This is a genomic window from Paenibacillus sp. J23TS9, assembly GCF_018403225.1.
Lineage (GTDB): Bacteria > Bacillota > Bacilli > Paenibacillales > Paenibacillaceae > Paenibacillus_AQ.
The window spans coordinates 1,672,149-1,694,757 of the sequence record NZ_BOSG01000001.1; the positions used below are offsets into that span (position 1 = coordinate 1,672,149).

Annotated in this window: 14 protein-coding genes; 4 read left to right on the plus strand and 10 right to left on the minus strand. The window is 49.0% G+C overall.

What is annotated here, in order from left to right:
* Nucleotides 1-55: 55 nt before the first annotated feature.
* The 5 genes from KJS65_RS08005 to KJS65_RS08025 all read right to left on the minus strand — a co-directional run bounded on the left by KJS65_RS08005 (nucleotide 56) and on the right by KJS65_RS08025 (nucleotide 6,414).
* On the minus strand, nucleotides 56-1,639 hold the full coding sequence (locus KJS65_RS08005; RefSeq protein ID WP_213650698.1) for a PucR family transcriptional regulator: 1,584 nt from the start codon (nucleotides 1,637-1,639) through the stop codon (nucleotides 56-58).
* A gap of 126 nt (nucleotides 1,640-1,765) precedes the next feature.
* Nucleotides 1,766-2,389: a GyrI-like domain-containing protein gene (locus KJS65_RS08010; RefSeq protein ID WP_213649346.1), complete on the minus strand. Its 624-nt coding sequence runs from the start codon at nucleotides 2,387-2,389 to the stop codon at nucleotides 1,766-1,768.
* A gap of 71 nt (nucleotides 2,390-2,460) precedes the next feature.
* Entirely contained in the window at nucleotides 2,461-3,261 is an 801-nt protein-coding gene (locus tag KJS65_RS08015) for a polysaccharide deacetylase family protein (RefSeq protein WP_213649347.1), read from the minus strand.
* Between the two features lie 20 nt (nucleotides 3,262-3,281).
* A complete protein-coding gene (locus KJS65_RS08020) occupies nucleotides 3,282-4,415 on the minus strand; it encodes a serine hydrolase domain-containing protein (protein WP_213649348.1) in 1,134 nt (377 codons plus the stop codon).
* Between the two features lie 25 nt (nucleotides 4,416-4,440).
* Nucleotides 4,441-6,414, minus strand: a complete 1,974-nt coding sequence (locus tag KJS65_RS08025; protein WP_213649349.1) for a beta-galactosidase trimerization domain-containing protein — start codon at nucleotides 6,412-6,414, stop codon at nucleotides 4,441-4,443.
* A gap of 159 nt (nucleotides 6,415-6,573) precedes the next feature.
* Here KJS65_RS08025 and KJS65_RS08030 point away from each other — a divergent pair, with 159 nt between their 5' ends.
* On the plus strand, nucleotides 6,574-7,443 hold the full coding sequence (locus KJS65_RS08030; protein ID WP_213649350.1) for a helix-turn-helix transcriptional regulator: 870 nt from the start codon (nucleotides 6,574-6,576) through the stop codon (nucleotides 7,441-7,443).
* A gap of 49 nt (nucleotides 7,444-7,492) precedes the next feature.
* Here the strand turns inward: KJS65_RS08030 and KJS65_RS08035 are convergent, their stop codons facing one another.
* On the minus strand, nucleotides 7,493-8,353 hold the full coding sequence (locus tag KJS65_RS08035) for a helix-turn-helix domain-containing protein (protein WP_213649351.1): 861 nt from the start codon (nucleotides 8,351-8,353) through the stop codon (nucleotides 7,493-7,495).
* A 76-nt stretch (nucleotides 8,354-8,429) separates the two neighbouring features.
* Here KJS65_RS08035 and KJS65_RS08040 point away from each other — a divergent pair, with 76 nt between their 5' ends.
* The 3 genes from KJS65_RS08040 to KJS65_RS08050 all read left to right on the plus strand — a co-directional run bounded on the left by KJS65_RS08040 (nucleotide 8,430) and on the right by KJS65_RS08050 (nucleotide 14,153).
* Nucleotides 8,430-9,086: a hypothetical protein gene (locus KJS65_RS08040; RefSeq protein ID WP_244864430.1), complete on the plus strand. Its 657-nt coding sequence runs from the start codon at nucleotides 8,430-8,432 to the stop codon at nucleotides 9,084-9,086.
* 30 nt (nucleotides 9,087-9,116) lie between these two features.
* On the plus strand, nucleotides 9,117-13,109 hold the full coding sequence (locus KJS65_RS08045) for a glycoside hydrolase family 2 protein (protein ID WP_213649352.1): 3,993 nt from the start codon (nucleotides 9,117-9,119) through the stop codon (nucleotides 13,107-13,109).
* Between the two features lie 72 nt (nucleotides 13,110-13,181).
* Nucleotides 13,182-14,153, plus strand: coding sequence for an alginate lyase family protein (locus KJS65_RS08050; RefSeq protein ID WP_213649353.1), 972 nt, complete (start codon nucleotides 13,182-13,184; stop codon nucleotides 14,151-14,153).
* 159 nt (nucleotides 14,154-14,312) lie between these two features.
* On the opposite strand, the gene KJS65_RS08055 is transcribed toward KJS65_RS08050, so the two are convergent.
* The 4 genes from KJS65_RS08055 to KJS65_RS08070 form a co-directional block, all read right to left on the minus strand.
* Entirely contained in the window at nucleotides 14,313-18,830 is a 4,518-nt protein-coding gene (locus tag KJS65_RS08055) for an Ig-like domain-containing protein (RefSeq protein WP_213649354.1), read from the minus strand.
* 52 nt (nucleotides 18,831-18,882) lie between these two features.
* Nucleotides 18,883-19,752: a carbohydrate ABC transporter permease gene (locus tag KJS65_RS08060; RefSeq protein WP_213649355.1), complete on the minus strand. Its 870-nt coding sequence runs from the start codon at nucleotides 19,750-19,752 to the stop codon at nucleotides 18,883-18,885.
* A gap of 19 nt (nucleotides 19,753-19,771) precedes the next feature.
* Entirely contained in the window at nucleotides 19,772-20,671 is a 900-nt protein-coding gene (locus KJS65_RS08065; protein WP_213649356.1) for an ABC transporter permease, read from the minus strand.
* Nucleotides 20,672-20,757: 86 nt separating this feature from the next.
* On the minus strand, nucleotides 20,758-22,320 hold the full coding sequence (locus KJS65_RS08070; RefSeq protein ID WP_213649357.1) for an extracellular solute-binding protein: 1,563 nt from the start codon (nucleotides 22,318-22,320) through the stop codon (nucleotides 20,758-20,760).
* Between the last annotated feature and the right edge of the window lie 289 nt (nucleotides 22,321-22,609).

The following is a 22,609-nucleotide window of genomic DNA, read 5'->3' on the forward strand; positions in this document are numbered from 1 at the left end:
GAAAACAAAAAAAAATCCGATGTTTTTGTCTGATTGGACAAAACATCGGAACTTTCTAGTTATGAATGAGACGGTGGACCATGCAGGCGGTATAAACATCATACGATTCCGAATTGATGGTTACATCATATCCTATGAGCTCGCAGATTTTTTTAATGCGATATTTCACCGTGTTTTTGTGGACGAACAACAGCTTGCTGCAGTCATCCATATTCCCTTTCGCATCCAGGAGAAACGTCGTCAGGGTTTGCAAAGCGTCAGGGTCATCCAGGATCGGCTCCATGACGGACAAGCATTCTTCAGTTGTTTCTTCTCCTTGTTTGCTGAGGTCGATGGCCCGTTTCAGGGAACGGACTTCAGCCGCGGTGTATAGTTTGCGGTTATGATAGACACGGTGAACTTCTTTGGACGCTTCGTTGACGAGCTGATACATCCGGCGTACGTCCTGGGTGTTGCGCATCCGGGGAGAATACACGATGCTGGATATTTCAGCGCTGAGACTCGTGGTTTCGATATACTCCGCCGCGATATCAAACTCATTGTATTTATGGGAACAATCCCCTAACAAGACGACAATGCCGTGATCGATCGTTTGAATGACCGCGGTTTTGTAATATTGGGAGAGATGTGCTTTTAAGTCTTCCCGTATCCTTTTTTCCTCCGACAAATCCTGAATGTAAACGAGCCACATCATTTGGATGGCGGAAACGTCAATATATAGCAAATTGGCCAATCTGCGCATTTTTTCGCTTTCGTCATTCACGATCGCTTTAACCAAGGCGTATTCGCTGACCTCGTTATGCTTGTCTCCCCATAAATTGATGGCCACCTGTACCACCTCGCTGATTTGATCCATGGTCTTTGGAGGCAGCTTCGTATTCTCTTTAATGAGAAACAGGTACAGGGTCTCCCCGTTTTTTTGATGAACCCGCTTGTATTCAACAAAGCAGGATGAATTCAGCTCATCTTCTCCCACTCTGCCGTTCAAAATGGAAGGCGCCATGGACCGGATCAGATCCGCAACAGGGAGCGATGAATTGCGCGGCCACATGACACGATTGATGATATCCAGGTTGCTGTTCGTCAGCACGATGTTCGCTTTCATCCGGTCCGACAGCAGTTTAAGGGTAATTTCCACGCTCCGCAAATGTTCCGGCAGCAGTGAAACCTTTTCCAGTGATTCATTCACGAAATGCTCATTCACATGCTGGTTGCTGACGATCGCCTCCATGACTTCATAAATGACTTCATTATACCGGAGAGAGTAATCGTTTCTCGGCATGCAAATGATAATAAAATTCAGGGATTCGGCCAGCTCGAGCACTTCATCCGCGATATCCGGCATTACAATGCCGACATAGTACAGAATCAATCCCACTTCACCAAGGTCATGCAAATATTGAACCGTTTTGCACTGCTGCTCCACGCTGTCCTTTATGGAATAAAAAGAGCTGATGACCAGCTCTTCGGCATACCATTCTTCTTGAACGGTTTGAATGATTTGCGAGAAGAAATTAACATCCGCCACCTCTAAAACAGATAAAGAGGAAACGGTCTGATGAAGCCTGCTTATTCCAGTGACTACCTGAGCTCCTCTAAATGAAGGCAGCTGCAGTAAATCTTTAACGGTTACCCCAATTCAACCACCACTTTTTTGTTCGATTCAAGCTGTTCCAATACTTCATTAATATTAGTATATCCTTAATATGATAAGCAAACAGGTAAGTTCCTTTGATAGCGATGAATTCCCCTTAAAAATCACCGATCAGCATTTTTCCACAGGGAATCTTAGCACCGTCTTCAACTTGGCTGGTTCGGTCTTTCGAGGATCTGACAAATAGATTTCCCGATGAATTTTGCTTGTACGGATAAATCCATGTACTGTACAGAATGCTTCCATTTGCGCAAAACTTTCCGGCTCATCGTCAAAGCTTCCCATATGCATCATTTGACAGCTTAATCCATCTGCCACTTGTTCGAACCGGACTTTCTCGAGGAAAGGATTCGGTTTCTTTCTCTTCGTCTGTTCCAGAAATCGCACAAACCCTTTTTCGGTCAAAAAATCGGGCTGACGTATCATCATCGTATATTTAAAATTGCTTTTGTCTGTCGCAGGCTTTGTCCGATCAAGCAAGTCCCATACGCCCTCAAGTGGAAAAACCGTATATTCATAGTATCCCGCTGGTACATCATCACTTTTGTATGACATTCTCACAGCATAACTTAAACTGTACAAAGCCTCTATGACCTTGGCAAACTCCTCGCCGTTAGGGTCCCCCGAACCACTGATCGTAAAAAACAGCATCCTCGGCACTTCCACGATATCCGGTAATGTTTTTGGCAAATAGAGGTTCTTAAAATCTTTTTTATAATCTACCTTTTTGCTCACAGTGAATCTCTCCTTTTGCAGGTAAAAAGACTAACAGCTAACTGTTAGTCTTTATTTCCGTCTTATTCTCATTAGCCAAGTACGGTCAATTGGCCTGCCGCCAGCTCAACGATGTCCGCTTCCACGCTTACCCATACACTTTGTGCAGACGGATTATGGACCATTCGGTAATCGGCTGAGAAACGGAGCTGCCGCAATGCCTGCATATAAGAAACGATTTCAGCGTTGGTAGCAAACCAAATGCTTTCATTTCCGGCAACGAGTTCTCCAAACCGATCGATCAGCTCCCAATTGTTGTCATTCTCAAACTCATAGCTATGCCCCCATACATAGAGCAAAGCCATCCGGGTATGCCGCTGCTTTAAAGCCAATAATTGATTGGCATATTCCACCATTTGCCGATAATGGCAGGTCGGATGCCATCTTAGGAAGTCTGACGGCATATTGAACCCGAACTCGTTTGCTGCTGTCCGGGCATATTCAATCCCGAGTGAGGGTAACAGCGAGACGAGCTGTTCGTTATATGTACCAAAAGGATAGCTCATTCCACGTACGGGATAACCAACAAGAGCTTCCAGCCCCTTACGGTCCTCCGTGATTTCCTGCACCATTTGTTCGATCGGGGACTGTTCGAGAAAAGGATGGCTGACGGTATGAGCCGATACTTCATGCCCCATGAACAGAGGCCGTACCTCCTCCCGCGTAAGAAACCCCTCTTTTCCGAGAGTGCCGCTGTTTAAGTGAAACGTACCTTTAAGACCATATGCATTAAACTTCTCGACCAGTCTCCTGTCATGAATCCGCCCATCATCAAAACTGAGGGTGATAGCCTTATGAACTCCACCAGGAAAACGATCATAACGAATCCTCATACAGGTTCCTCCTAACGATGTTACAAGCAAGTGTAAACCAAATTTCTCAAGCGAGGATGTACATAGGGCTCTTGATTGTTCAACATATGCTGCGCATACATGACGGTCACCTGAGATGACGGATCGATGATAGCAAGAGCGCCAGCCGCGCCGCTCCAGCCGAATTCACCGAGTGGGCTAAGCGATCCGCTAGTCTTCTTAGAACAATGGGTGCGAACACCCAGCCCGTAGCCATACCCCGCAAGCTGCGACCAGGAGAAATGGCTGCGCATTGCCTCAGACAAGTGATCCGTTCGCATAAGCTCAACTGTCTCGGCAGCCAGTATCCGAATACCTTCAGGGCTTGTTCCCTGATTGGTAAGCGTATTTAGAAAGAGAGCATAGTCATTCACGGTGGAGAATAATCCGGCACCGCCGCTCTCGTATTCCGAACCGAGCATGTAATCGTTCCCATCTTTGAGAACAGGTTTGCTTAAGGACTCGCTATATTCATACTGCGGAGCCAACCGGCTTCGATCTTCATCCGGTACATCGAAGCCGGTATCCCGCATCCCAAGCGGGCCGGTGATTTCATCCCGGACGTAGGCACCGAACCGTCTTCCGTCCACCGCTTCGACTAAAGCGGCAAGAACGTCATGGCTCAAGCTGTAGCTCCACCTCGCACCCGGTTCGAACAGCAGCGGTTCTTTCGCAATCACCGCCGCTACCTCGCGAGTCGGAGCTCTGCCGCTTGTGCGTCTTACGACTTCCAGGATCGAAGGCGAACGGATATCGTAAGAGAGCCCTGCCGACATGGTAAAGAGATCCCGTACCCTGATCGGTCTCTTTGCTTTCTCGAAAGTAACTTCACCGCTCGGTAAGGTCACCTTCACGGTCATCTCACCATATTCGGGAAGATAGTCCGACAGCGGATCATTTAACAGCAGCTCTCCCTTATCTACCAGCTGAAGTGCTGCTGTGCAGGTCAGGATTTTGCTCAGCGAATACAGCCGAATGATTTGCCTGTCGTGGATGGGAATACGTCCTTCCAAGTCAGCATAGCCGCTGCGGTACCGGAACACCTCTTGATTTTGGTACAGAACCAGAACCTCTGCCCATGGAATACGCCAATCCGTGATCCGGTCGATAAACTTTGATAGCGGTTTGAAGTCCATCGCTTTGCTTCCTTCCTATCTGATTTCAATCATAATCGATGACGACCATCTGATGGCATTCCAGTTTTGGAACGGTGTAAGACACCGATCCATTCACGCACTGAAAGGAAATGGACTGAACTTGCGGCGCCAAATATACACTCTTCACCTGATGGGGAGTCCGGATGGACACCTCAACATCATATAGAGGTATAATATCCTCAATCACTTCGATATTTTTTCCGCGGCGAACCGGTGACGCATACAGCAGATGATGGACCAGCCTTTTCTCTTCCTTCTGCTCCTGCAGGGTAGTCACGCCTTGAGCTGGCAGATCGGTATTAAGTGTCTTGTCAGGCAGCAGGCGGTTCAGCGCGTACAGGATCGTTTCCTTCAATATCAGACTTCCTTGGTTTGCGTAATCCTCAAACGCATTCCAGGCCAGATAAATTCCGCTGCTGCCCTCTACCATGCCCGGTCCTCCATAGACATCGCTGCTTGGCGTATGCTGGTGCGAGCAGAAGGTATAAACATCGCGGTTAAAATACGGGTCTTTCCTGCTTCCAAGCTCCGTTCCGCCCGCAAGCGAGAGCTTCTGGCCTTCCGTATACATAATGAAGGAAGCTTCCCTCAAGCTCTCAGGCTTGAACAAAGGACGAAAGTAATCAGGACGGTAAGGATTAACCCCGAGATATTGAACTCCAAAGTCAATGGCAAAGCGAGTGCCTTCTTGATTTAGACCCGACCAGCCTGTGGCGAGAATCTTACCTCCCTTATTCAAAAATAGTTCCAACTTATCCTTCAGCTCGTCATTCACCGCCACATAATCCGGCAAAATCAATACTTGATAAGCCGAAAAATCATGCTCCATATCAATGACATCAAACAGGATTTTACCCTCCAGCAGCATTCGTACAGCGCCTGCATCCGAATTGGAGTGGCTTGCGTTCTCTTTGGCTTTCGGGTGCACGCCTGCTGCTTCCAATGACAAAAGGGCTACATCCGCGACGTTCGTGGCATTCACGCACCATGCTTCTTTGCTCTCGACCTCTTGAAAAGCCTTGCCGATTAATTCATAGGTTGCCGGATCCATGCGGCCGTCAGGATGAAGCTGGTCTCCAATCGAACATTTCGCACCATGGGCGAGGCTGAGAGCGGTTTCATAACGAAGCGCGTTCGGATGCTTATACCCGCCGAATTCTCCCCACGCGGTATGAAATTTTCCGGTCATGCCCAGAAAATCGTATCCGAGCGTCTGTACGTACCTGGCCGAAAGCGGAAAATGGTCATAACCCCATCCGCCGGTAGGCAGCGACTCCAGTTCCAAATGGGTATTCATTGCAGCCAAGTCGCGACGACCGCGCTTAATATGTCCGCCGTTATGGAAAATTGGCAGGCCTGGTTTTACCGATTCTACGGTTTCTTTTACCCTGGCTGTGTAATTAGCGTATGTGCTCTCCCAGAGGTTTTGCATCGCTTCCTCATTCCGAGGGTCATGCCCCTTACGGCGTATGGCATCTACGCAGTTATGACAGTAACATTTGCGAATACCTACAATATCTAGAAACACGCCGTCTACGTCATACCGCTGAACCACTTCCCGAACCTGTTCGATCAGAATATCGAGATAAGGTGAGTTCATGCAAAACTGATGATAGCCTGGCTGCATGAAGCCTTCGGCCCAATTCGTTCGATCATTCTTGTCTCGTATGAGCCACTCAGGATGCCGCCGGGCCAGTTTTTCATCCAATCCGGCCGATAGGTATACCGGTGTTTTTACGTTGATTTCATGAGCTGCCTCGATCTGGGCCGCAAGCAAATCGAAGTTTAAGCCCGGATGAATCTCATTGGCCTCCGATGGATGATATGCCCAGCCATGATGGCACTTGGAGAACACCGTTATGGAATCGACATGTCCTAGCTTCAGCATGTCTTGAAACTGCCTTTTGTCAAAACAGTCCACGATCGGGACAATGGCCTCCGAGGTGTGGAAATCCAGATGGACTTGACGGAATCGCATGATTTCTCTTCCTTTCCTATTCATATATCCCTAATATAGTCCTTCCAGCATGGAGCGGATAGGTGCAAAGCCGACTTTTTATAGCACATTTCCGACCAATCACTTTCCAGTCCATGCTACAATGGGAACACCATTAAATAAGGGAAAGGGCTGCCTGTTATGAATTGTCTTGAGCTAACCATTCCTCCACTTCCGCAATTGGTGACGATCGGTCACTCCATCTGGAACCCGGGGCAACAACACCTGAGCCGTTCCTTCCATGCGTATGACATGCTATTCGTGTTGAAGGGCATCTTGTACATGACGGAAGATGATGTACCTTACGAAATCACGGAAGGCTCCTTGCTTGTGCTCGAGCCGAACCGCCTGCATGCCGGGCATCGCCCTTGCGAGGAAGAAACCGAAATTTATTGGCTCCATTTGGCCCACTCTGCGCCTGTCCGGACGATGGATAGCGGACAAATTCCATGGTCGACTCCTTTCACGAAGAGTTCCAACCTGGATGTCACCCCGCAGCGGCAGGTCATGTATATTCCTAAATACACGAGCCTGCATACCCCTAGCATTCTTCCATACCTGCTGCGGATGATGGAGCTTCATCAAAGCTTGTCACCCGCAGCGTCCTTACCGTTGCAGTGGCAGCTGGTTGGCTTGTTGACAGAATTGCAGACGGCTTTGCGCTTGCAATATGCTCCCCGCTCGAGAATACTGTGCGATCAAACGATAACCTATCTCGAGCAGCATGTAACCCGTCCCTTCGATGCGAAGCATATGGTAGAAACGCTTCATTTCCATTTTGACTATCTCTCGCGCTGCCTGAAGAAATACACGGGGCTGAGCCCTCTTCAATACCTGCACGAGCTGCAGATCAGTAAAGCCAAATCCCTTTTGGAAAATACAGGTCTCCCCGTATCCGAAATCGGTGTGCATGTAGGAATCGAGAATCCCAATTATTTTATTCGCTTATTTCGAAAAAAGATGGGAATGACACCCGGGCAATATCGAAATACCCGATTGGGCCGGACTTGACAAAAACAGCAGGAACGTAAATCGTTCCTGCTGTTTTCTTATGAATAATTCAGATATATTTGTCCCGGTATTCCGTAGGCGTACACAGGTAACTCTTCTTGAACTGGCGAGCGTAATAATTCTGGTCCCGGAATCCGCTCTCTTGAGCCACCTGCAAAATGGACAAGTCGGGATTACGCAGCAGCGTGCAGGAATAATCCAGCCTCCGCCGGATCACATAGTCCATGGGCGTCGTTTGGAAGTTCCTTACGAATTCGCGAAGAAACTGTCTTTTGGATAAATAGGCTTTTCCCGCCAGCGCATCCAGACTCAGGGGCTGTTGAAAGTGTTCCTCCAAGTACGTAATGGACTCGGCAATTCGCAGCGCTTTGTTCTGAAGCAACCCGTTGTTAGCCACATAATACCGGGAGAGCAGACCTATGAGTGCCGTAAAGTATAAGCGGATCAGCATCCGATAACCTTCCGGCCTCTGATCATGCTCATTCAGAATGACATCAAGCAAACCCTCTACTTGCTGCAGCTGCTCATCATTCAAGGTAAGCATCCCTTTAAAGTTCATTTCCTTCCGATAGAACGGTTCGAAATAGAATAAGGCTTGAAAGCCGGGCATCAGCTTCAGTTCCTGCAGTTGAGCGATCTGGTCGGGATGAAACATGACGTTGACGTACTGAATATGATCCACGTCCTTATAGCCATGGGAAACATTGCCGTGGATGAAGAATACCTGCCCGGCCGAGATCGGATACTCCCTTCCTTCAATAATGTGAGTTGCGGTACCTCCAAGAATGACAACCAGCTCGGAATAGTCATGTTGATGGACACTAAAATCTTGAGTTAGAGGGCACTTTTCGATGCGAAAAACAAAGTCCGGTTCCAGCCCCAGGTCCAGGTAATGGCTTTTTCTATTCATGTCGCTATTATGCTAAAAAAGGTCACTATCGTCAAGGAATCATGCTGCAGATTGCAGTAACATGGGGATAAACGACATGAAAACGAGGTGGCTTATGTATCGCTATCATTTCCGTGCGCAATGCCGTGAAAATATCGACCTGGAACGAGAGTTCAACGAAGCATTATCCGTACTTCAGATCCGGATGAAGGAATTTGGGGCCAGTCATCTCAGCCTGTTCCATTTTGGAACACAGCTATTTCTTTATTATGAAAGTCCGGCTAAGACGGTTGATCCCCATTCACTCTTCGCTCACTGCGAAGACGCTTTGGAAACCTGGCCCGGAACGGATAAACCTAGAAGGTGGGTGCCGATGATGGATATTTTTCATTATCAGCAGCCGATCAGTGAGAAGCATTGGCTAAGAACAAATACTTCAGCCAAGCCTTATGCCAGAATCGCCCATCTCAAACCGGATAAAGTGGCCAGTTATGTGTTTTACCATTACCAGTATCAGGAGGAGAAGCCGGGCGATGGCGATAAGTACGGTATGATTGCTCTTCATGAAAATCTGATGTTTTTCTACTCGGAAGATCCGGCAACCGTCGAAAAGCCGTCCTATTCAGGTAAGCTCTCCAGTTCCAATACGCCGTCTGACTGGGCGGGAACGATGGAGCCTCACTTCATACCCTGGGATCAGCCTGCAGAACAATCCCGGATCTGGCTGGAAATTCCACTCATGATCCAGGCCTAACGAATGCCCAACGAAAGGAGTATTCCTCATATGCGAATTGAACATTGCTTAAACGGAGAATGGAATTTCATGCCCTTATATGGGCAAGGCACAGGCTTCTCGCTTCCTGCTGAGCTGGTTTATGAAGAGCAAAAGGTCCAAGTTCCCTCCAGCTGGAGAAGCTCTTACGAAAGGCTGCCTGGAAAGATCTTCGGGGTCATTCCTGAGCACGAATATGCTCCATATGATTTGTTTCGTTATCCGAAGGAGTGGGCTCAAGCGGAAGCAGGAGTTCTTCACCGGACCTTCCGGGTGCCTCAAGACATGGATGTTATAGGGGCACGTATATTCCTTCGGATGGACGGCATAATGCAGAAGGCTGCCGTTTACTTGGACCATCACCTCATTGCCATGTGGGAGGATGGTTACCTGCCGTTCTCGGTAGAAATCACCGAATTTGTCACGAGTGATGCCGAACATAATCTTCATGTGGTCTGCGGCAGCTTTGACAAGGTGGCGATTCCTTCAGGGCAACAGAAAATCACGGGTCTAGCGGGCTCATGGTTCGGTTCTCTTGCCAGAGGTATTTGGCAGGATGTATATCTCGAAAGCCGGCCGATGGTTTCCCTGGCGGATGTAACCATACGCACTTCCGTCCGGAAGAACAAACTTGAGGTCGATGCCTCGGTGGTCCATTCCTCGAAACACTCCCTAGGCAAACCTTATAAGGTAATCTTGAAAGTGCGGGAGATTGGTGATTCGAGCCCCTCCCCCGTTCTTCAAGCTGAAACTGACGCATTGGTGATGAGCGACCAAGGGGTCGTAAGCCGACTCACGTACCGCTTGGATTGGGAGGACGCCAAGTACTGGAACCCTGAACGACCAACCCTCTACAAGCTGGAACTGCTGCTCCTTGTCAGTGACGCGGTTATCGACCAGGTGGAGGAACAGTTCGGCTTCCGGGAAATCTGGATCGAAGGTTCGCAGTTCATGCTTAACGGTACTCCCGTCAACCTGCGCGGCGATTCTTGGCATTTCCAAGGCGCGATCCAACAAACGCACGAATATGTCCGGAACTGGTATGGCATGTGCAAGGAGGCAGGAGTGAACTGCGTTCGGCTTCATGCTGAGCCCTACCCGACTTATTATCTTGATATCGCCGATGAGATGGGGATGCTGATCGTGGACGAAACCGCTATTTACGGTTCAAGCAAATCAATGCCTGCGGATCATCCCGATTATATCGCCAACTGCAAGGCCCATGTGAGCAGACTGGTAGAACGGGACCGAAACCACCCTTCCGTCATCGTGTGGAGTTTGCAGAACGAGATGCGCTGGGTGGACGGCCGCGATACATTTAAACAGCATATGCCTTCGATGATGAACCTCATACGCAAGTTGGATCCTACCCGTCCGATCATCGCTGAAGGTGATAACCGGCTTCTCTCCAAAGCACGCACCGAGATCGAGAGCCGGCATTATAACATTGACGGGACGATCGACGGGTGGGATCGGAAGGTGCCTCTCGTGTTCGGCGAACACGGCGGCTGGTGGTATGTCTGCCCCCAGAACAGCAGTATGTATGTAGGGTTGGCCGCATATCGAAACACGGATGAATGCATCAAAGGTCTCGCCGAGAAGGAGCGGCTGTTCGTGGAATATGCGAGACGACAAGGCGTTTCCGGAATTTCCACCTTCAACTTCGCCCATTATTTCATACGGGCTATGCCGGAGTGCGATATTGTGCTTCCTCCATCCGCTTTAAACGCGGCGGGCCCGAAACCGAAGGTCATTCCGAAATACTCTTTAACGCTGAACAACGGCCTTCTTCCTAAGGAATATCCGCTATATACGAAGAACCCGTCTTTCCCGATCATGGAAGCCTCTTTCAAGCCTGCCACCATGATACCGGCAGAATACAATCGTTCTTTCTTCGATGATGAGCCGATTATCAGAAGCTTCGATGTCTATAACGATACGTTCCATCGAAGCAAGATTCGGATCGAATGTGAAGTTCGTCAGGAAGGCAGACTCCTTCACCGGGAGCTCTTCGCGTTCGATCAAGAACCGGCGAATCACGAAATCGTGACAATCACTTGGAAACCTGAACCTGTCAAGGATGTAACGGTTGTACACTTTCACGCCGTGATGTTTCACGATGACAAGCCCGTTCATGAGCTGGATCTGCGATACAAAATGTATCCATCGCATGTTAAGACTACCCCTGTCTCTGTCGGGCGACCTGTGGCCTACATCGGCCGGGACGAGGATTTCGATCTGATGAACACCCTTGCACCGGGATGCAAGCGGGTCCCGCTCGAACAGATTGGTGAGCTTTCCCCCAAGCATTTGGTTGTTGCAGGCAGCGGACTGGAGGATGCGGACGGCCGACTGGAGACGGCGCTCCAAGATTATGTAAGTAGGGGCGGACGTCTTCTGCTGTTGGAACAGCTCCATCTGTCTCTTGGCAATCTGACGATTTCGAGGCAAGATTTCATTAGGGCCCATTCGGGCAGCTATAATCATCCTGTCCTTCAAGGACTGGAACATGATGACTTTATGTACTGGGACGAAAAAATACGCGAGGATGGCCCTTCTCCCATCATCCGTGCCGCTTACGAAAAACCGATCAAGGGCAACTTCAATCTGATCCTGGAATGCAGCGCAGGTGATTTCGGAGATGGCGGGGATCTGTGGTCGCCTCTTCTGGAATACCGGAGCGGTAATGGTCTCTTCATCGCTAATCAACTGCAGCTCATGGACCATTTCCATACTGTCCCTGCAGCTTGCTGCTTGCTGCGCAATATGCTCGCTTATGCAGGAAACGTGGAAACATTAACGGTTCGGACGGGTGCATTCGTGGAACCGGGAGGACCGGCCGAGCATTTCCTGCGGTCACTTTGCCTTTCCTGCGATGTGCTCGGAAATATCACGAGCAGCCTTCTGGAGACCTATGGTCTTCTTGTCGCTGAGCCGCATCTTCTCACAGATCCGGAATCTGAAGCGGTTATTAGTGAATATGTTCGCCATGGTGGTAAACTCGTGGTCCTTTCCGCTGTTCCGGGTCATGAAGCTACCCTATCCGCTCTATTGAAGCGTCCAGTCTCGATCCTGAAACATGAGACATACCACTTGGAGGCGAGATACGATATGCCTGCGGTCCAAGGGCTAAGTCCGGTTGACCTGTTCGGCTTCGACAAAGTGTTTCTTTCGCCCAGAGAGGTTGTGAATCGTCCCTTAGCTTCTTACAGTCTGGATGCGTCCGATACCGAGGTACTGTGCACAAGCGTAGAAGGTACTGCATGGAAGGATTATTTTGTGCATGAGCATACTTCTGAATACAGCAGGCTAGCATTGGTAGAGCTGAACCGGGAAAATCGGCAGCCTGCCGGCAGTTTCATACTGCAGGCCGAACAGGGCCGAGGAAGTATCGTGTTATCCCAACTGCTCCTTGAAGCAGATAGCGACAAGTCCATACGCCTATATAGTCGGCTCTTGGCTAATTTTGGGGCAACCTTCGACGACGGTCTTCTCTTTAGCTCCAAAGAAGACGCGCACTGGACCGTTGACAAGGTGATGGCGCTGCCATGCAAACCTTGGGTAAATTACGAAGAAATGAAGGCCTATTATACGGATCCGGAGTTCTCGCTGAACAATCTGGGCGAGGGTCTATACGGTTGGATGCTCAAAAAAGAACGAAGACCTTCGGACGGAGCCTTTCATATAAAGGATCCCGGTGACGAGCGATGGTTCCTGAGTTGTTTCGTTCATGTATTGGACCCTGCCTGCAATCCGGTCGATGGAACCCTTAGCGGAAAGCTTCAAGTGAACACGAACTGTGGGTTTGAGATTTATTTGAACGGGAGCCGTGTTCCCGATCCGGAGAGTCATATCGAGCTGCGTGCCGGTATCAATCGTCTGATCGCCATCCTACAAGGGTCCGGCGAGGACATCCGGTTCGGTTTGGTATTTAAGAATGCCGGCGGTTCTTACATGAGACATCTTCAATACCGTCTCACCTTGGATGATGTAGAGCCCAAATAAGTTTACGCTTCCGTATCTCTTGCTGCTGAAGTGATTATGATGAATCATTCCATTCCAAAGGAGGTAAGTAGCATGCATACGAAACACCAAACTGCACTTGAAGTTCTTCTCGAAGAAGCAAACGAGAGTCTATCCGAGGTCGGTCATGCTGTTTCAACATGGGATATTCCCGGCTTTTATCAGGATGCTGAGGGGCATACGCTGGCGAAGCGACGGATGGAGAAGGACGCCAAGGCAGCCTATACAACTGCACTTGCATATCGGCTGACAGGAACAGCTGCCTACGCTAATCAAGCGAAAGAAATCATGATGGGTTGGGCACAAGTCAATAAGAAAATCACGGGGCCAGATGGACCGCTTGTATCTGCTTATCTGGGAGTTGGCCTGATTATAGCCGCGAACTGGATTAAAAAATTCGGGGACTGGAGCGGCCGTGAACGGCATCTATTCACTGAGTGGTTGACGCAGGTGTGTCTGCCGGAGTGGGATCGTATCCCCCTCCGGAACAACTGGTGGAGCTGGAGCCTGCATGCCCAGTTAGCTCTGTATCGTTTTATGGATGATAAGCCCTGTTTTGCGGAAGAGGTAATGGCCCTTAAAGAACATCTCGACCATTCCCTCTCCGTCGAAGGATTCATTCCGGAAGAAGCAAATCGAGGGAAGAATTCCATGTGGTATCATTATTTCGCCCTCGCTCCTGTTACGGCCGCCGCCAAGCTGGTCCTGGACACAACAGGAGAGGATTTATTCCGCTGGGTCTCTCCTGGCGGTAAAAGCCTCCAGCAAGCCGTCGAACAATTCTTTCATTATGCCGATGGTCATGTTGAGGAATGGCCGTATGACGAGGATCCGATCTTCCCGGCACAGCTCTCAGCCGGCACTTGGCCCCTCGATTTGTACGAGGCGATGTCTGTCGTGTATCAGAATCCGGAATTTGAACGTTTGGTCGCCCCATACCGTCCGATCAAGGGCAATATCAATACAAACAGCGGGCTTTATCATTCGTATGCCTGGGTTTATCCGGAGCTGCAATGTCAAGATTAGATATTAGAAAAACGTCAATCGACGTATCTCTAAGTAGACAGACCGCATTAAGATGTAGTTTTTCTTGCGATATCAGGAAGATCTTGCTTCGAATTTTATACTTTCTGATATCTACAGAAAAAGCCTTTCCGAATCGATCGGAAGGCTTTTTTCTGTCTTCTATTCTTTCGCTACAGCCCGCCCATCCCGAAGCAGGTAGGCTGCCGCTTCCTCCGTAACGTGTTTGCTGCTCTGGGCTTGAACCTCATGCAGGAAGGCTTCGATATTCCCATTTTCCAGTTTCTTGAGCAGGCTGTTTGCGATCCCGCCATTGTCAATCCAGGACTTTTCCCGGAAGAGTGTTACTAAGGCTTTCAGCGAGCTGATGTCTGCATACGTTGAGAACGAAACTATAGACTCTTGCTTATTCCCCGCCTCATCCATAGCGGCTACCGTGAAGATGTGAGCTCCCAAAGACAGCGTATAGAGGGGCACCACCGCTCCCTGCTCCATCTGCTGATCATCGAGCTTTGCTGTGCTTTTCGATTCATCCGTCCCGGACATCTCATCGGCAGCTGTCCATGACAGGTTCAGGGAATCCACTCCTGTATAGTCTCCAGAGATCGGCTCTGTCACCGATATAGTGGGAGCCGAAGCATCAAGATTAAACTCCAGGGATTTCGCTTCCTCCGCATTTCCGGTCGGATCCAGCGAACGGTAACGAATGGAATAACGGCCATCCTGACTGAAGGTCAGGGCGTCCTGATATGCCAGCCAGGTATCCCCTCCATCCAGGCTGTATTCCGTAGTCGCGGCTTCTGACCCTTTAGATGAACTCAACGTGAGTGTTACTGGCCTTGTATACCATCCATTTAAGCCGTCCGGTTCGGCCGGGCTCAAGACGGCCGTGGTTTCAGGAGCGATTCGATCGATCTGAGAAAACTTGATGTCATCGAACCATAATTCACTGAACCCGCCGACATAGAAACCTACCGTTCCGGATGGATTATGACGGGTATCCGCTCCTTCAAGCCTAAGCTCCCCGTTCACGTATACGCGGATGTCCGCACCTTCGACCCGAATACGAAGGTTATACTCCGTGTCCGGCTTCAGGTCCTCACCAGGCAGGTTCGTCGTTTTCAAAACCCTCCATGCCCCGTCATAAAGAAGCCATTGCGAGGTGCCGTCTGCCAGCTTCTTATAAGCAATCTTGCCTGATGTGCTGGAGACGGAACGATCGTACACATAGAGTGTTCCCGTATCCGGCATGACAGTCGGCGTCTTCAGCGTGAAGGTCAGGTCATAGTCCGTAAATGTCTTCGGATGAAGTGCCGAGGCACCTTTTAAAATTTTATACTTTTTGTTGCCGTTTACGGTTACGATACTGCGGTTCGGGTCCACCGGCCATCCGTTCGCTCCCGAATCAAAATCCGTAAAGTGCATCACATCGGATACCTGAATTCGTACGAATGCCGTGGCCTCCGGATTGGCGACCGAAGTGACGGTGATTTCAGCCTCGCCTTCCGCCAAAGCGGTTACCAGTCCGTTTGCATCCACGGTGGCAATCTCCGATCTGGAGGTATGAAAGACGACTTCCCTGTTCTCGGCATCAGGCGGATCAAATTGGACCTGCAGCTGCTTTTGTTCCCCCATGACCATGTTGACGTTGCTCTCGCTAAGCAGCAAACCGGACACGTCCGTGCTTGGAACCGTGAATTTGATATCATCAAACAAAAGCTCACTGAAGCCGCCGGCATAAAACCCGACCTTGCCGGATGCGTTGAATGTCGCGTCGCTGGCTTTCAGCTTAAGCTTGTTATCGGCATAAACGCTGATCTCCGGACCTTTGACGATAATTTTCATGTTATAGATGGTGTCTGGCTGTAAATCCGGGGCAGCCAGCGTATTCTGCTTCACCGTAGCCCAGTTCGAATTATACAAGAGCCAGGAAGACGTTCCGTTCGCATATTTACGATAGCCGATCCGGCCGCCGCTTCCGCTAGGATTCAGCCGGTCAAACACATAGAACGTAGCGTCTTCCGCAATGACTTTCGGGGTCTTCAGCTTAAAGGTCAGCTCATAGTTGTTATAATCATTATCGTTTAACGTCGTTGCTCCTTTAAGAAGCTTATACATATGGTTGCCGCCATCCACCTCGACAATGCTCCGGTTCGGGTCCGTCGGCCAGCTGTTCCTGCCGTTCTCGAAATCGGTATAATCGATAATTCCATCCCCGACTTCGACCGTAACTTGAACCTCATCCTTTAAGGACGGATTATCGGCAGAAACTGCAGTAACGGTAGCTTTCCCCAGATTAACACCCTTCAGCTTGCCGGCTTGATCCACTTTTACGACAGAAGGGTCGCTGGACGTGTACTGAATCGCAGGGTTTGTTGCGTTCCAGGGAAGTACTGCCGGGTACAAAGCGTACGACTTTCCAATCCCGAGCGTTACGCTCTCGTCATACAATTGGATTCCATCAACAGCAATTCGATCCGGAGCCAAGTAAGGACCGACTTTACCCACCGTTCCCATCTCACTGAAAGGGATCGCTTGGAAACCAGGGATCTTCTGGAACACCTCCGCATCCGCTTTTAAGTTCAAGTCCCCGTTCGCCAGATTAACGAAACCAGGATCATGATCTGTAATCCAGTTGTTCGCATACTGGACCAGGTTGCGTTTGTCATTTGCTCCCTGATCATTCGTCGTGCTGTTTAATTTCCTCGTCGGGTTATAGATCACATTGTTCTGAAACGTGTTAGTATCCGGATAATAACGGTTTTCCGTGAAGAAATCCGCCAGCTCCGGGTATTTCTCCATATGCGGCGTCCCTTCGAAATTGTTGTTCTTTTCGAACAAAGCCTTCCATTTGGGCATATAGTTTTTGGATATCTGCTGGTCTGGTTTATCGCCTAAATACATGTCCGAATATTCATACGGCACTTTCGCATCAATAAAAAGGTTGTTCCGGGTCTTGATATGAGCGCCGCCGTTATTCAAAATGGCATCGTTGCCCATTCCGTTAAATATGTTCTCTTCGATAGTTATCCCCATGGTAAAGTTATCCGGATATACGCCTTGAACGCCTTCCTTGCCTTCCCCTATGTTGTGAAAATAATTCCGGCGGATCACCGATCCCCGTTCCTGGGGCGACTCGCCAAGATTCATATAGATGGCACCGAGATCCGAGAAGGTTTTGCAGACATCATAAATGTTGTTGTATTCCACGAGATGATCATTGCCAAAGATCAGCATTCCCGGATGCGGTGCGTCATGAATTTCGTTGTGGGAAACCTTGTTCCCTGCCCCTGTCAGGAAGATGCTGGGATTGTAGGCTTTATGGTAGTAGGCAAAATCATGGATATGGCTGTTCTCCACGACATTGTTGCCTGGCTCAAGTGTCTGTTTGTCTCCCCCATTGAGAATGACCCCCGTGCCTCCGATATGATGAATATGGGAGCCCGTCACCGCATGATTCACTCCGGTCGCTTTGGCGAAGTCGTTATACAACCAGCGGCTCTGGGTATTAATCAATACGCCTCCATTGGAAAAATTGCGTATTTCGCAGTGATCCAATTTGACGCCGTCTCCGCCCATAATGACTGCCGCCGAGTCTCGGCCATTCTCCAAAATCAGGTCTTCAAAGGTCACATGCGAAACATTGACCGCATTGATCATCGGGGTTTTAAGCATCGTAACCGTGATCTCAGGATGATCACCTTCAAAGGCAGCCGTAGGCATGAAGTAAAGTACGCCCTGCTTCCGGTCGATGTAATACTCGCCTGGCATATCGATCTCCTCTAGCAAGTTCTGTGCAAAATGGAAGTCGGGGTACCAATTGGTAAACAGACCGCTCATTTCCCCGTAGGCCAAGGTGATCGTCTTTTTACTTGTATCAATCGATGCCACTTTGTTGTACGACCATTCCCAGCTGTAACCGAAAATACCGTCCAACCAAATGTCATCCGCTTCTTTCCAGAGATCGGGTCTTTCGTAATTGTAAGTAAAGGTGCCTCCGCGTGTCTGAAGGTCCGGATCATTGCGGGTAGGTCCGGGATCCGTGATGGTTCCCATCTGGACCGTTCCGTTGTTTGGCCAGCGGGCAAGCGTCATGCCTTGACCTTCGACATACAGCTCCATCGGGGGAACCTGACTGACATCATTGGCTTTATAATAGCCATGCCGGCTCATGACACCGTAATCGCTGATCCCATGAGTCCTTAAGTCTGCCTGCAGAACCTTCGTTCTGGCATCGGGACTGATGATTCGATTCAGGACCTTCGTGTCTGTTACCGGAGTAAACCAGTTTTTTTGCAATTCCAGACCACCACTTAAGCGCACGCTTTCCCCCGGGTAAGCCCGATAGGTGATCCGCTTATCCTCTGTGCCGGAATCCTGTTCCTCCAGATGAAAACTTTCGCTTCGGTTATAGGTACCGCCCCTCAAATAGACCGTAACACCGCCTTCAGGCAGCCCGGAACCCTTCTTCAATTGCCGGATCGCGTCCCTGGCCTTTTCCAGGGTATGGAAAGGAGCCGCTTCAGTGCCGGAATTCGAGTCATCTCCATCATTTGAAATATAAAAGACAGCACCAGGGTTCTTGGCATCCTCCATATCCTCCGCATACGTTCCCGTAACCGGCAGACAACCCAGCAACAAGACGATGATCAATGAAACGATGATCCGTCTTCTCATCATCTTTAATAATCCCTCCCTATTAAAATCAATTGAATAAAATGAAAAACGATCACTACCCTTTCACTGACCCAATCATGGTTCCTTTTTCAAAATATTTAAGCAAGAACGGATACAACACGAGCACCGGCAAGGAGCTGACAATGACAGCCGCCATTTTCAGGCTCTCCGGAGCAGGAGGTGTTGTAAGCGTCGCCGTCGTAAACGGGTCGAGCTTGCTCTCGATGAGGATCTGGCGGACAACCTGCTGCAGCACGAATTTGGAAGAATCAGTGACGTACAGCAAGTTATCCATAAAAGCATTAATGTGATATACCATATTCCAGAGCCCGATCGTCACAAGAGACGGAATCGAAAGCGGGAGAAGAATGCGGAACAGTATCCGCAAATCCCTTGCCCCGTCGATGCGCGCTGCTTCGATCAGTGCATCCGGAATAGAACGGAAAAACGAGATCATAACAAGCACATGAAAGGCATTGGCAGCCGGCGGCAGCACATAAACCCACAGTGTGTTAAGGAGATGCAGTTCTTTTATTAATAAATATTGAGGCACAATTCCACCATCGAAGATCATCGTGAACAACAGCAGCATAATAAGCAACCGTTTCATCGGTAAATCTGGACGGGAGAGCGGATAAGCGGCACAGACGGTAACCAGAAGCGTTAACGTCGTCCCTACGACCATCCGGAACAGCGTATTTCCGTATCCTGACCAGATTAAAGGATAGTCCAGAAGCTCGCGGTATGCCTGCCATTCGAAATCCCGGGGATAAAAATGAAATCCGCTTCGAAGAGCTTCTCCCCTTCCGCTGAAAGAGACGGATAGAACATGTATGAAAGGGTACACGACGATGAGTGCCAAGATCGACAACGTAAGGTAGATAATAGCGGGTGCAATTAAGTCTTGCCATCTTTTTGTTTTCATGATGGTCTTCCTCCTGCCTTTACCATAGACCGCTCTCGCCACGGCTCAATTTGCGCACGGTAAGATTCGCTCCAAGAATCAGCAGAAGCCCAACCAGCGATTTAAACAAACCTATGGCCGCCGTATAACTGTACTGGAACTGCTGCAGACCGACCCGGTAGACATAAGTATCGATGACGTCTCCGGTTTCATAATTGACCGGGTTGAGCAGATTGATGATTTGTTCGAAATTTGCGCTTAAGAAACCGCCCAGACTCAGAATGAACATGATCGCGATGGTAGGCATAATGGATGGAATATTAATTCGAATGATTCGCTGCCACCTGTTGGCTCCATCGATTACTGCCGATTCATGCAGCTCCGGGTTGATCGCCGCTAAGGCTGCGAAGTAGATGATCGAGCCCCAGCCGATATCCTTCAGGATGGAGGAAATGACCACGATCGGACGGAAATATTCCTTTTTCCCCATGAAAAAGACGGGTTCTCCTCCAAACCATTTCATGATTTCTCCTACAACACCAGACGTTGGAGAGAGAAAATAAATAATCAGTCCGGACATGATGACCCACGATACGAAATGGGGCAAATACATGGTCGTCTGGATAAACCTTTGGAAATACTTGGAGCGGACCTCGTTAAGCAAGATCGCCAGAATGATCGGTGCGGGAAAAGAAAAGATCATCTGATACAAGTTCAGCAGCAGCGTATTTTTAAGTAAACGGTAAAAGTCGCCATTCTGGAATATCTCTTGAAAATGTTGGAATCCAACCCACGGACTTCCCCAAATACCGTCGACTACCCGGAAATCCTTGAAGGCAATGACGACTCCGTATAAAGGGCCATATTTAAATACGAAGAAGAACGCGAAGGCGAATAGAAATAGTAAGAGCAGCTCTCCGTGTTTTTTTATCGTTTTCATGTCGCACTTCCTTGTAAACCGAACCGCCAGACCCCCCGTAAGGACTGATTCAGCTCTTACGGGGGGGGGCCTAGGCCGGGTTCAGGTTATTTTTTGAACTGAGCTTGGTACATTTCATTGGCTTCCTTGGTTAATTCATCGCCGCCTTTTGCCTTCCATTCCGTTACGAATTTATCGAAATCACTCAGAGGAATTTCGCCGCTGATGATTTGAGCGAAATATTTTTGCATAAGTGACGTCAGGTCTTGTTTGTATTTCCCGTCCGAAGGCAGCACCGAGAACAGCAGCGCATCGGTCCATCTTGGAGCGGATGAATATGTTTTAACCGCCTCATTCAGCTTCGGATCGGAATATTTGTCCCGGTAAGCTTGGGTTGTAATGTTACCAAAAGAGAACAGACGGATTCCAAGCTGATCGCGCTGCTCCTGCTTTTCGAAACCAGGCAGGAATTTTGTGGCCCCTGAGGTGGCACCGCTCTCGACAAAATCCCATTGAGTTCCCTTTACGCCAAGGCTGGTCCTATTGATCGTCTCTTCATCATTGCTCTGTGCCTGTAAAATTTCGAACAGCTTTTCAAGCTTTTCAGGCTGATCCTTTACTTTACTGCCGATGACCATGAAATTACTCTTTATCCCCCAATCCCATGAGCCGTCGCCGCCAGGACCCTTCGGATTCTTGGAAAATGCCATCTTGGCATCCGGATTCAATGCCTGCATTTCCTTGACTGTGGCAGATTCAGGAAGTGCACCTTTGCTGATTTGCTCTTCAATGACGCCGATCCGGTTGTTGTAAAGTTTCTTACGATATGAATCCTGTGTATCTGTGATGAATTCAGGATCGATGACGCCATCCGCATACCATTTCTGCAGCTTTGCCAAGGCTTCCTTTGTCTCCGGCATGACCGAACCGTTTACAATCTGACCATCCCTCTCCATCCACATGGTCGGCTCCACGCCGAATGCCCCGAAGATGGAATAGAAACCTGAAGACCAGGTGGAAGTAGCCGTTCCTGTTAAACCGTACGTATCCTTAGCACCGTTACCGTCCGGATCCTTTTGAGCAAAGGCATACACAGCCTCCTCGAATTCATCCAAGGTCTCCGGGACTTTAGTGATACCGACCTTATCCAACCAGTCCTTACGCCATAACATCGCTAAATCATATGGCTTCAAATCGATAAACATCGGGATGGCCCACAGCTCGTTATTTACGGTAACGGTTTGGAACAGCTCTTTCTTTTTTTCGATATCTGCGTAATACTCAGGCATTTTCTCCTTCAACATGTTCTGATCAATGCTCATTAACACGCCTTGATTCTGGTAAGCGATTACATTTGCAGGGTCGCCGAGCATAAATATGTCTGGTACATCCCCGGATGCGATACTGGCATCCGTTACCTTCACCGGTTTGATCTTTACATTAAACTTCTGCTCCAGCCACTTCTGTACCTCAGAGTCATTTACGACTCCGTCAGCCGCGAAATGAATGCCCCAGGAGATTTCGATCGGCTTGGACTTCGCTTCCGGGGTGCCTCCTATATTTGGACTTGGACTTGAGGTGTCTGTCTTGGAAGTACATCCGGTAAGCAAGCTTGCAGCTAAACTTACCGTCAGTAAGATGGCGCTTACAAATTTGATTCTTTTACTCAAAAGAACCTACCCCCTGTTATGAAATTGTTATTGGATTCGATACATCCGCAGCCCGTATGACGACCCGGCCGGGTATTGGGAACGGCTTTTACTATCTAAAACTTTAAGCTTATATCGTGCCAGTGCACAATCCTCTGATTCCATTTTTCTTATGTTTTTGGCTCCGAAAGCCGTTTTAAGCTTCTGACGTTATTCCGTTTTTTGTATGTTTTTCAATTTCGATCTGTTCTAATTCCGTTTATGTGATATATAATTGACTGCACACGTCTTTTAAAATATCCGGAACTTT